Below are 12,687 nucleotides of genomic sequence, written 5' to 3'. Positions count from 1 at the left end.
GTCATACTCCGTTCTTCAAAGGCTACCGTCCGCAGTTCTACTTCCGTACAACTGACGTGACTGGCACCATCGAACTGCCGGAAGGCGTAGAGATGGTAATGCCGGGCGACAACATCAAAATGGTTGTTACCCTGATCCACCCGATCGCGATGGACGACGGTCTGCGTTTCGCAATCCGTGAAGGCGGCCGTACTGTAGGTGCAGGCGTGGTTGCTAAAGTTCTCGGCTAATTGCTGATAACATTTGACGCAATGCGCAATAAAAGGGCATCATTTGATGCCCTTTTTGCACGCTTTCGAACCAGAACCTGGCTCATCAGTGATTTTATTTGTCATAATCATTGCTGAGACAGGCTCTGTAGAGGGCGTTAAACCGAAGTGCTAACGCGTATTTCGGTACAAGGTTGATAGGTTAGCCTCGCATTCGCGGGGTGAAATTATTTGTAGAATTCTTCTGACAGGTTGGTTTATGAGTGCGAATACCGAAGCTCAAGGGAGCGGGCGCGGCCTGGAAGCGATGAAGTGGATCGTCGTCGTGGCGTTGCTGCTCGTGGCAATTGTCGGCAACTATCTTTATCGTGACATGATGCTGCCGCTGCGTGCGCTGGCCGTAGTAATTCTGATTGCTGCAGCGGGTGGTGTCGCGCTGTTGACGACAAAAGGTAAAGCAACAGTTGCTTTTGCCCGCGAAGCGCGTACGGAAGTACGTAAGGTCATTTGGCCGACTCGCCAGGAAACATTGCACACCACGCTGATTGTGGCTGCGGTTACCGCGGTAATGTCACTGATCCTGTGGGGACTGGATGGTATTCTGGTTCGCCTGGTTTCCTTTATCACTGGCCTGAGGTTCTGAGATGTCTGAAGCTCCTAAAAAGCGCTGGTACGTCGTTCAGGCGTTTTCCGGTTTTGAAGGCCGCGTAGCAACGTCGCTGCGCGAGCATATCAAATTACACAATATGGAAGAGTTGTTTGGCGAAGTCATGGTGCCGACCGAAGAAGTGGTCGAAATCCGTGGCGGTCAGCGTCGTAAGAGCGAGCGCAAATTCTTCCCGGGTTACGTACTGGTACAGATGGTCATGAATGACGCGAGCTGGCACTTAGTACGTAGCGTACCGCGTGTGATGGGCTTTATCGGTGGTACTTCCGACCGTCCTGCGCCAATCAGCGATAAAGAAGTTGATGCGATCATGAACCGCCTGCAGCAGGTGGGGGATAAGCCGCGTCCGAAAACGCTGTTTGAGCCGGGTGAAATGGTTCGTGTTAACGATGGTCCGTTCGCTGACTTTAATGGCGTGGTTGAAGAAGTGGATTACGAGAAGTCCCGCCTGAAAGTCTCTGTTTCTATCTTCGGTCGTGCGACCCCGGTAGAACTGGACTTTGCCCAGGTAGAAAAAGCCTAAGCAGCGATCAAAAAAGCGACGATTTAATCGTTGCACAAGGCGCGAGATTGGAATACAATTTCGCGCCTTTTGTTTTTATGGGCCTGGCCCGTAAAACGATTTTATTCACGGGGAGCCTTCCTGAGGCGCTATCACCCAATTCGAGGAATTTAGAATGGCTAAGAAAGTACAAGCCTATGTCAAGCTGCAGGTTGCAGCTGGTATGGCAAACCCGAGTCCGCCGGTTGGTCCAGCACTGGGTCAGCAGGGCGTTAACATCATGGAATTCTGCAAAGCGTTCAACGCAAAAACAGATTCCATCGAAAAAGGTCTGCCGATTCCGGTTGTTATCACCGTTTACGCTGACCGTTCTTTCACTTTCATTACCAAGACTCCGCCGGCAGCCGTTCTGCTGAAGAAAGCGGCTGGCATTAAGTCTGGTTCTGGTAAGCCGAACAAAGACAAAGTGGGTAAAATTTCCCGCGCTCAGCTGCAGGAAATCGCGCAGACCAAAGCTGCCGACATGACTGGTGCCGACATTGAAGCGATGACTCGCTCCATCGAAGGTACTGCACGTTCCATGGGCCTGGTAGTGGAGGACTAAGAAATGGCTAAACTGACCAAGCGCATGCGTGTGATCCGTGAGAAAGTTGATGCGACCAAACAGTACGACATCAACGAAGCTATCTCTCTGCTGAAAGAACTGGCTACCGCTAAGTTCGTAGAAAGCGTAGACGTTGCCGTTAACCTCGGTATCGATGCGCGTAAATCTGACCAGAACGTACGTGGCGCGACTGTACTGCCGCACGGTACTGGCCGTTCCGTTCGCGTAGCCGTATTTACCCAGGGCGCAAACGCTGAAGCTGCTAAAGCTGCTGGCGCTGAACTGGTAGGTATGGAAGATCTGGCTGAACAGATCAAGAAAGGCGAAATGAACTTTGACGTTGTTATTGCTTCTCCGGATGCAATGCGCGTTGTTGGCCAGCTGGGCCAGGTACTGGGTCCGCGTGGCCTGATGCCAAACCCGAAAGTGGGTACTGTAACCCCGAACGTTGCTGAAGCGGTTAAAAACGCGAAAGCGGGTCAGGTTCGTTACCGTAACGACAAAAACGGCATCATCCACACCACCATCGGTAAAGTGGATTTTGACGCTGACAAACTGAAAGAAAACCTGGAAGCTCTGCTGGTTGCGCTGAAAAAAGCAAAACCGTCTCAGGCGAAAGGCGTGTACATCAAGAAAGTTAGCATCTCCACCACCATGGGTGCTGGCGTTGCCGTTGATCAGGCTGGTCTGAGCGCATCTGCGAACTAAGATTAGCTTTACGTGGGCGGTGGTTTTGTCTACAATTCTACCCCCACGATTCTGCAAATAGCAGATTTATATTCGAGATATTCAGTTTGTGGCAAGGCAGCAACTGAGCGAATCGCCAGGAGCATAGCGAACTCTGTGACTGGTGTGAGCGAAGGAAGCTAACGCCGCCACAGGCTGAATAGCGAAGAATAGAAAGAATTTGTTCGTTGGAGCCTGGCCTATCCAGGCCTCCGTCGAAGACCGCAGGTGTTTCGTAAGAAACTTAATGCCCTGCGTAGACGGTGACAGAACGCTAAGATTATTTTTGGATATTCTGGCTTGTTTCTGCTCACCGTATTAAGACGCTCTCTCCGTTGGGAAGAGTGAAGTGAGTTCCGGAACATGAGTTCCGGCAAACATCCAGGAGCAAAGCTAATGGCTTTAAATCTTCAAGACAAACAAGCGATTGTTGCTGAAGTCAGCGAAGTAGCCAAAGGCGCGCTGTCTGCAGTAGTTGCGGATTCCCGTGGCGTAACTGTAGATAAAATGACTGAACTGCGTAAAGCAGGTCGTGAAGCTGGCGTTTACATGCGTGTTGTTCGTAACACCCTGCTGCGCCGTGCTGTTGAAGGTTCTCCGTTCGAGTGCCTGAAAGACACGTTTGTTGGTCCGACCCTGATTGCATACTCTATGGAACACCCGGGCGCTGCTGCTCGTCTGTTCAAAGAGTTCGCGAAAGCGAATGCAAAATTTGAGGTCAAAGCCGCTGCCTTTGAAGGTGAGCTGATCCCGGCGTCTCAGATCGACCGCCTGGCAACTCTGCCGACCTACGAAGAAGCAATTGCACGCCTGATGGCAACCATGAAAGAAGCTTCGGCTGGCAAACTGGTTCGTACTCTGGCTGCTGTACGCGATGCGAAAGAAGCGGCTTAATCGCCGTTATCTTTATAAAGCATCCGCTTACGTATAAACTTATTCTGATATTCAGGAACAATTTAAATGTCTATCACTAAAGATCAAATCATTGAAGCAGTATCCGCTATGTCCGTAATGGACGTTGTAGAACTGATCTCTGCAATGGAAGAAAAATTCGGTGTTTCCGCTGCTGCTGCTGTAGCTGTAGCTGCTGGCCCGGTTGAAGCTGCTGAAGAAAAAACTGAATTCGACGTAATTCTGAAAGCTGCTGGCGCTAACAAAGTTGCTGTTATCAAAGCAGTACGTGGCGCAACTGGCCTGGGTCTGAAAGAAGCTAAAGACCTGGTAGAATCTGCTCCGGCCGCTCTGAAAGAAGGCGTGAGCAAAGATGACGCTGAAGCACTGAAAAAATCTCTGGAAGAAGCTGGCGCTGAAGTTGAAGTTAAATAAGCCAACCCTTCCGGTTGCAGCCTAAGCGATTAGGCTGATGGCTGGTGACTTTTTGGTCACCAGCCTTTTTGCGCTGTAAGGCGCCAGTAGCGTTTCACACTGTTTGACTACTGCTGTGCCTTTCAATGCTTGTTTCTATCGACGACTTAATATACTGCGACAGAACGCCCGTTCTGTGTAAATCGCAATGAAATGGTTTAAGCGTGATAGCAACAGGCATTGCGGAAAGTATCCATTTTCCGGTCAACAAAATAGTGTTGCACAAACTGTCCCTGTGCAGGACAGATGGGTCGACTTGTCAGCGAGCTGAGGAACCCTATGGTTTACTCCTATACCGAGAAAAAACGTATTCGTAAGGATTTTGGTAAACGTCCACAAGTTCTGGATGTGCCTTATCTCCTTTCTATCCAGCTTGACTCGTTTCAGAAGTTTATCGAGCAAGATCCTGAAGGGCAGTATGGTCTGGAAGCTGCATTCCGTTCCGTGTTCCCGATTCAGAGCTACAGCGGTAATTCCGAGCTGCAATACGTCAGCTACCGCCTTGGCGAACCGGTGTTTGACGTTCAGGAATGTCAGATCCGTGGCGTGACCTATTCCGCACCGCTGCGCGTAAAACTGCGTCTGGTGATCTACGAGCGCGAAGCGCCGGAAGGCACCGTAAAAGACATTAAAGAACAAGAAGTCTACATGGGTGAAATTCCACTCATGACAGACAACGGTACTTTCGTTATCAACGGTACTGAGCGTGTTATCGTTTCCCAGCTGCATCGTAGCCCGGGCGTCTTCTTCGACAGCGATAAAGGTAAAACACACTCTTCCGGTAAAGTACTGTATAACGCGCGTATCATTCCTTACCGTGGTTCCTGGCTGGATTTCGAATTCGATCCGAAGGACAACCTGTTCGTCCGTATCGACCGTCGCCGTAAACTGCCTGCGACTATCATTCTGCGTGCGTTGAACTACACCACAGAGCAGATCCTGGACCTGTTCTTCGAAAAAGTCGTCTTTGAGATCCGCGACAACAAGCTGCAGATGGAGCTTGTACCGGAACGCCTGCGTGGTGAAACCGCCTCCTTCGATATCGAAGCGAACGGTAAAATCTACGTTGAAAAAGGCCGCCGCATTACTGCACGTCATATTCGTCAGCTGGAAAAAGACGATATCAAACATATCGAAGTTCCGGTTGAATATATTGCAGGAAAAGTAGCCTCGAAAGATTACGTTGATGAATCTACTGGCGAGCTGATCTGCCCGGCGAACATGGAGCTGAGCCTGGATCTGCTGGCTAAGCTGAGCCAGTCTGGCCACAAACGTATCGAAACGCTGTTTACCAACGATCTGGATCACGGCCCGTACATTTCTGAAACGGTACGCGTCGACCCGACCAACGATCGTCTGAGCGCGCTGGTAGAAATCTACCGCATGATGCGCCCGGGTGAGCCGCCGACACGTGAAGCAGCGGAAAGCCTGTTCGAGAACCTGTTCTTCTCCGAAGACCGTTATGATCTGTCTGCGGTCGGTCGCATGAAGTTCAACCGTTCTCTGCTGCGTGATGAAATCGAAGGTTCCGGTATCCTGAGCAAAGACGACATCATCGAAGTGATGAAGAAGCTCATCGATATCCGTAACGGTAAAGGCGAAGTCGATGATATCGACCACCTCGGCAACCGCCGTATCCGTTCCGTAGGCGAAATGGCGGAAAACCAGTTCCGCGTTGGCCTGGTACGTGTAGAGCGTGCGGTGAAAGAGCGTCTGTCTCTGGGCGATCTCGATACCCTGATGCCTCAGGATATGATCAACGCCAAACCGATTTCTGCGGCAGTGAAAGAGTTCTTCGGCTCCAGCCAGCTGTCTCAGTTTATGGACCAGAACAACCCGCTGTCTGAGATCACGCACAAGCGTCGTATCTCCGCACTCGGCCCGGGTGGTCTGACCCGTGAACGCGCAGGCTTCGAAGTTCGAGACGTACACCCGACCCACTACGGTCGCGTATGTCCAATCGAAACGCCTGAAGGTCCAAACATCGGTCTGATCAACTCCCTGTCCGTGTACGCGCAGACGAACGAGTATGGCTTCCTTGAGACGCCGTATCGTCGCGTGGTTGATGGCGTGGTAACCGATGAAATTCATTACCTGTCTGCTATTGAAGAAGGCAACTTCGTTATCGCTCAGGCGAACTCCAACCTGGATGAAGACGGCCACTTCGTAGAAGATCTGGTGACCTGCCGTAGCAAAGGCGAATCCAGCTTGTTCAGCCGCGACCAGGTTGACTACATGGACGTATCCACCCAGCAGGTGGTATCCGTCGGTGCGTCCCTGATCCCGTTCCTGGAACACGATGACGCCAACCGTGCATTGATGGGTGCGAACATGCAACGTCAGGCCGTTCCGACTCTGCGTGCAGATAAGCCGCTGGTTGGTACCGGTATGGAACGTGCTGTTGCCGTTGACTCCGGTGTGACTGCCGTTGCTAAGCGTGGCGGTACCGTTCAGTACGTGGATGCCTCCCGTATCGTTATCAAAGTTAACGAAGACGAGATGTATCCGGGCGAAGCGGGTATCGACATCTACAACCTGACCAAATACACCCGCTCTAACCAGAACACCTGTATCAACCAGATGCCGTGTGTTTCCCTGGGTGAGCCGGTTGAGCGCGGCGACGTGCTGGCAGACGGTCCGTCCACCGACCTCGGTGAACTGGCGCTCGGTCAGAACATGCGCGTAGCGTTCATGCCGTGGAACGGCTACAACTTCGAAGACTCCATCCTCGTGTCCGAGCGTGTTGTCCAGGAAGACCGTTTCACTACCATCCACATTCAGGAACTGGCGTGTGTGTCCCGTGACACCAAGCTGGGGCCGGAAGAGATCACCGCTGACATCCCGAACGTGGGTGAAGCTGCGCTCTCCAAACTGGATGAATCCGGTATCGTTTATATCGGTGCGGAAGTGACCGGCGGCGACATTCTGGTAGGTAAGGTCACGCCGAAAGGTGAAACCCAACTGACGCCAGAAGAGAAACTGCTGCGCGCGATCTTCGGTGAGAAAGCGTCTGATGTGAAAGACTCTTCTCTGCGCGTACCAAACGGTGTTTCCGGTACGGTTATCGACGTTCAGGTCTTTACCCGCGATGGCGTAGAAAAAGACAAGCGCGCGCTGGAAATCGAAGAAATGCAGCTCAAGCAGGCGAAGAAAGACCTGTCTGAAGAACTGCAGATCCTCGAAGCGGGCCTGTTTAGCCGTATCCACGCAGTGCTGGTTTCCGGTGGCGTTGAAGCTGAGAAGCTCGACAAACTGCCGCGTGACCGCTGGCTGGAGCTGGGCCTGACCGACGAAGAGAAACAAAATCAGCTGGAACAGCTGGCTGAGCAGTATGACGAACTGAAACACGAGTTCGAGAAAAAACTCGAAGCGAAACGCCGTAAAATCACCCAGGGCGACGATCTGGCACCGGGCGTGCTGAAGATCGTTAAGGTCTATCTGGCGGTTAAACGTCGGATCCAGCCTGGTGACAAGATGGCAGGTCGTCACGGTAACAAGGGTGTAATTTCTAAGATCAACCCGATCGAAGATATGCCTTACGATGAAAACGGTACGCCGGTAGACATCGTACTGAACCCGCTGGGCGTACCGTCTCGTATGAACATCGGTCAGATCCTGGAAACCCACCTGGGTATGGCTGCGAAAGGTATCGGCGACAAGATTAACGCCATGCTGAAACAGCAGCAGGAAGTCGCGAAACTGCGCGAATTCATCCAGCGTGCGTACGATCTGGGCGCTGACGTTCGTCAGAAAGTTGACCTGAATACCTTCAGCGATGAAGAAGTTCTGCGTCTGGCTGAAAACCTGCGCAAAGGTATGCCAATCGCAACGCCGGTGTTCGACGGTGCGAAAGAAGCGGAAATTAAAGAGCTGCTGAAACTGGGTGACCTGCCGACTTCCGGTCAGATCACGCTGTTCGACGGCCGTACGGGTGAACAGTTCGAGCGTCCGGTAACCGTAGGTTACATGTACATGCTGAAACTGAACCACCTGGTCGACGACAAGATGCATGCTCGTTCCACCGGTTCCTACAGCCTGGTTACTCAGCAGCCGCTGGGTGGTAAGGCGCAGTTCGGTGGTCAGCGCTTCGGGGAGATGGAAGTGTGGGCGCTGGAAGCATACGGCGCGGCATACACCCTGCAGGAAATGCTCACCGTTAAGTCTGATGACGTGAATGGTCGTACTAAGATGTATAAGAACATCGTGGACGGCAACCATCAGATGGAACCGGGCATGCCGGAATCCTTCAACGTACTGTTGAAAGAGATTCGTTCGCTGGGTATCAACATCGAACTGGAAGACGAGTAATTCTCGCTCAAACAGGTCACTGCTGTCGGGGTAACACCCGGCAGCGGAATGTGCTAACTCCGACGGGAGCAAATCCGTGAAAGACTTATTAAAGTTTCTGAAAGCGCAAACTAAAACCGAAGAGTTTGATGCGATCAAAATTGCTCTGGCTTCGCCAGACATGATCCGTTCATGGTCTTTCGGTGAAGTTAAGAAGCCGGAAACCATCAACTACCGTACGTTCAAACCTGAGCGTGACGGCCTTTTCTGCGCCCGTATCTTTGGGCCGGTAAAAGATTACGAGTGCCTGTGCGGTAAGTACAAGCGCCTGAAACACCGCGGTGTGATCTGTGAGAAGTGCGGCGTAGAAGTGACCCAGACCAAAGTGCGCCGTGAGCGTATGGGCCACATCGAGCTGGCCTCTCCGACTGCTCACATCTGGTTCCTGAAATCGCTGCCGTCCCGTATCGGCCTGCTGCTCGATATGCCGTTGCGCGATATCGAACGCGTGCTGTACTTCGAATCCTATGTGGTTATCGAAGGCGGTATGACCAACCTGGAACGCCAGCAGATCCTGACTGAAGAACAGTATCTGGATGCGCTGGAAGAGTTCGGTGACGAATTCGACGCGAAAATGGGCGCCGAAGCGATCCAGGCCCTGCTGAAGAGCATGGATCTGGAGCAAGAATGTGAAACGCTGCGCGAAGAGCTGAACGAAACCAACTCCGAAACCAAGCGTAAGAAGCTGACTAAGCGTATCAAACTGCTGGAAGCGTTCGTACAGTCCGGCAACAAGCCGGAGTGGATGATCCTGACCGTTCTGCCGGTTCTGCCGCCAGATCTGCGTCCGCTGGTTCCGCTGGATGGCGGTCGTTTCGCAACGTCGGATCTGAACGATCTGTACCGCCGCGTGATCAACCGTAACAACCGTCTGAAACGTCTGCTGGATCTGGCTGCGCCGGACATCATCGTACGCAACGAAAAACGTATGCTGCAGGAAGCGGTTGACGCCCTGCTGGATAACGGTCGTCGCGGTCGTGCGATCACCGGTTCTAACAAGCGTCCTCTGAAATCTTTGGCCGACATGATCAAAGGTAAGCAGGGTCGTTTCCGTCAGAACCTGCTCGGTAAGCGTGTTGACTACTCCGGTCGTTCTGTTATCACCGTAGGTCCATACCTGCGTCTGCATCAGTGCGGCCTGCCGAAGAAAATGGCGCTGGAGCTGTTCAAACCATTCATTTACGGCAAGCTGGAACTGCGTGGCCTCGCCACCACCATTAAAGCCGCGAAGAAAATGGTTGAGCGTGAAGAAGCTGTCGTTTGGGATATCCTGGACGAAGTGATCCGCGAACACCCGGTACTGTTGAACCGTGCGCCGACGCTGCACCGTCTGGGTATCCAGGCATTCGAACCGGTACTGATCGAAGGTAAAGCTATCCAGCTGCACCCGCTGGTGTGTGCGGCGTATAACGCCGACTTCGATGGTGACCAGATGGCTGTTCACGTACCGCTGACGCTGGAAGCCCAGCTCGAAGCGCGTGCGCTGATGATGTCTACCAACAACATCCTGTCTCCGGCGAACGGCGAACCTATCATCGTTCCGTCTCAGGACGTTGTACTGGGTCTGTACTACATGACCCGTGACAGTGTTAACGCCAAAGGCGAAGGCATGGTGCTGACTGGCCCGAAAGAAGCTGAGCGTATTTATCGCGCTGGCCTGGCCTCTTTGCATGCGCGCGTCAAAGTGCGTATCACTGAATACGAAAAAGATGCTAACGGCGAATTCGTTGCGAAAACCAGCCTGAAAGACACGACTATTGGCCGTGCCATTCTGTGGATGATCGTACCGAAAGGTCTGCCTTTCTCCATCGTCAACCAGGCGCTGGGTAAGAAAGCGATCTCCAAAATGCTGAACACCTGCTACCGTATTCTGGGCCTGAAACCGACCGTAATTTTTGCGGACCAGACGATGTATACCGGCTTTGCGTATGCAGCGCGTTCAGGTGCATCCGTTGGTATCGATGACATGGTCATCCCGGACAAAAAATACGAGATCATCTCTGAGGCGGAAGCCGAAGTTGCTGAGATTCAGGAACAGTTCCAGTCTGGTCTGGTGACCGCGGGCGAACGCTATAACAAAGTGATCGATATCTGGGCTGCGGCGAACGATCGTGTATCCAAAGCGATGATGGATAACCTGCAAACCGAAACCGTGATTAACCGTGACGGTCAGGAAGAACAGCAGGTTTCCTTCAACAGCATCTACATGATGGCCGACTCCGGTGCGCGTGGTTCTGCTGCTCAGATTCGTCAGTTGGCGGGTATGCGTGGTCTGATGGCGAAGCCGGATGGCTCCATCATCGAAACGCCAATCACCGCGAACTTCCGTGAAGGTCTGAACGTACTCCAGTACTTCATCTCCACGCACGGTGCGCGTAAAGGTCTGGCGGATACCGCGCTGAAAACGGCGAACTCCGGTTATCTGACCCGTCGTCTGGTTGACGTGGCGCAGGATCTGGTGGTAACCGAAGACGACTGTGGTACGCACGAAGGTATCCTGATGACGCCGGTTATCGAGGGTGGCGACGTTAAAGAACCGCTGCGCGATCGCGTACTGGGTCGTGTTACCGCTGAAGACGTACTGAAGCCGGGTACTGCCGACATTCTGGTTCCACGCAACACGCTGCTGCACGAACAGTGGTGTGACCTGCTGGAAGAGAACTCTGTCGATGCCGTGAAAGTGCGTTCCGTCGTATCCTGCGACACCGACTTTGGTGTCTGTGCGCACTGCTACGGTCGTGACCTGGCGCGTGGCCACATCATCAACAAAGGTGAGGCTATCGGCGTTATCGCGGCACAGTCCATCGGTGAACCGGGTACACAGCTGACGATGCGTACGTTCCACATCGGTGGTGCGGCATCTCGTGCGGCTGCGGAATCCAGCATCCAGGTGAAAAACAAAGGTAGCATCAAGCTCAGCAACGCGAAGTCGGTTGTGAACTCCAGCGGTAAACTGGTTATCACCTCCCGTAACACCGAGCTGAAGCTGATCGACGAATTCGGTCGTACCAAAGAGAGCTATAAAGTGCCTTACGGCGCGGTTATGGCGAAAGGTGATGGCGAGCAGGTTGCCGGCGGTGAAACCGTTGCAAACTGGGATCCGCACACCATGCCGGTTATCACCGAAGTAAGTGGTTTCATCCGCTTTACTGACATGATTGACGGCCAGACCATTACGCGTCAAACCGACGAACTGACCGGTCTGTCTTCTCTGGTGGTTCTGGATTCTGCTGAACGTACTACCGGCGGTAAAGATCTGCGTCCTGCACTGAAAATCGTTGATGCTCAGGGTAACGACGTGCTGATTCCGGGTACCGATATGCCTGCGCAGTACTTCCTGCCGGGTAAAGCGATTGTACAGCTGGAAGATGGCGTACAGATCAGCTCTGGTGACACCCTGGCGCGTATTCCGCAGGAATCCGGCGGTACCAAGGATATCACCGGTGGTCTGCCGCGCGTTGCGGACCTGTTCGAAGCCCGTCGTCCGAAAGAGCCGGCAATCCTGGCTGAAATCAGCGGTATTATTTCCTTCGGTAAAGAGACCAAAGGGAAACGTCGTCTGGTTATCACCCCGGTAGACGGTAGCGAGCCATACGAAGAGATGATTCCGAAATGGCGTCAGCTCAACGTGTTCGAAGGTGAACGTGTAGAACGTGGTGACGTGGTTTCCGACGGTCCGGAAGCGCCGCACGACATCCTGCGTCTGCGTGGTGTGCATGCTGTGACCCGTTACATTGTTAACGAAGTCCAGGACGTATACCGTCTGCAGGGCGTTAAGATTAACGATAAGCACATCGAAGTTATCGTTCGTCAGATGCTGCGTAAAGCCACCATCGAAAACGCGGGCAGCTCCGACTTCCTGGAAGGCGAGCAGGTTGAATACTCCCGCGTCAAGATCGCGAACCGCGAACTGGAAGCGAACGGCAAAGTGGGCGCAACGTACTCCCGCGATCTGCTGGGTATCACCAAAGCGTCTCTGGCTACCGAATCGTTCATTTCTGCCGCATCGTTCCAGGAAACCACGCGTGTCCTGACCGAAGCAGCCGTTGCGGGTAAACGCGACGAACTGCGCGGCCTGAAAGAGAACGTTATCGTGGGTCGTCTGATCCCGGCAGGTACCGGTTACGCGTACCACCAGGATCGTATGCGTCGTCGCGCAGCGGGCGAACTGCCAGCTGCTCCGCAGGTGACTGCCGAAGATGCATCCGCGAGCCTTGCAGAACTGCTGAACGCAGGTCTGGGTGGTTCCGACAACGAATAATCGTTG

The 12,687-nt window shown here is 53.1% G+C and carries 8 protein-coding genes and 1 pseudogene; all 9 read left to right on the top strand.

Translation table 11 applies throughout. The features are described from left to right. A pseudogene (gene tuf / locus OOJ60_RS23470) lies at positions 1–230 on the top strand (elongation factor Tu); the annotation flags it as partial. 238 nt (positions 231–468) lie between these two features. Continuing rightward, entirely contained in the window at positions 469–852 is a 384-nt protein-coding gene (gene secE / locus OOJ60_RS23465) for a preprotein translocase subunit SecE (protein ID WP_042293049.1), read from the top strand. Between the two features lies 1 nt (position 853). Then, entirely contained in the window at positions 854–1,399 is a 546-nt protein-coding gene (gene nusG, locus OOJ60_RS23460; RefSeq protein WP_003862341.1) for a transcription termination/antitermination protein NusG, read from the top strand. 154 nt (positions 1,400–1,553) lie between these two features. After that, positions 1,554–1,982, top strand: coding sequence for a 50S ribosomal protein L11 (gene rplK, locus OOJ60_RS23455; protein WP_012133815.1), 429 nt, complete (start codon positions 1,554–1,556; stop codon positions 1,980–1,982). A 3-nt stretch (positions 1,983–1,985) separates the two neighbouring features. Then, on the top strand, positions 1,986–2,690 hold the full coding sequence (gene rplA / locus OOJ60_RS23450) for a 50S ribosomal protein L1 (RefSeq protein WP_001096690.1): 705 nt from the start codon (positions 1,986–1,988) through the stop codon (positions 2,688–2,690). Positions 2,691–3,104: 414 nt separating this feature from the next. Further along, complete coding sequence (gene rplJ, locus OOJ60_RS23445) at positions 3,105–3,602, top strand: 50S ribosomal protein L10 (RefSeq protein WP_042293041.1); 498 nt, start codon at positions 3,105–3,107, stop codon at positions 3,600–3,602. 66 nt (positions 3,603–3,668) lie between these two features. Next, positions 3,669–4,034 (top strand): 50S ribosomal protein L7/L12, encoded by a 366-nt coding sequence (gene rplL / locus OOJ60_RS23440; RefSeq protein ID WP_012133812.1) that lies wholly within the window; start codon positions 3,669–3,671, stop codon positions 4,032–4,034. Between the two features lie 318 nt (positions 4,035–4,352). After that, on the top strand, positions 4,353–8,381 hold the full coding sequence (gene rpoB / locus OOJ60_RS23435; protein WP_042293034.1) for a DNA-directed RNA polymerase subunit beta: 4,029 nt from the start codon (positions 4,353–4,355) through the stop codon (positions 8,379–8,381). A gap of 76 nt (positions 8,382–8,457) precedes the next feature. After that, positions 8,458–12,681: a DNA-directed RNA polymerase subunit beta' gene (rpoC, locus tag OOJ60_RS23430; RefSeq protein WP_042293032.1), complete on the top strand. Its 4,224-nt coding sequence runs from the start codon at positions 8,458–8,460 to the stop codon at positions 12,679–12,681. The last annotated feature ends 6 nt before the right edge of the window (positions 12,682–12,687 follow it).

The sequence above is a fragment of the Citrobacter sp. R4 genome (assembly GCF_026719175.1).
GTDB lineage: Bacteria > Pseudomonadota > Gammaproteobacteria > Enterobacterales > Enterobacteriaceae > Citrobacter_A > Citrobacter_A sedlakii.
Note: the sequence above shows the minus strand (reverse complement) of the source record. Positions and strands in the feature narration are given on the sequence as shown.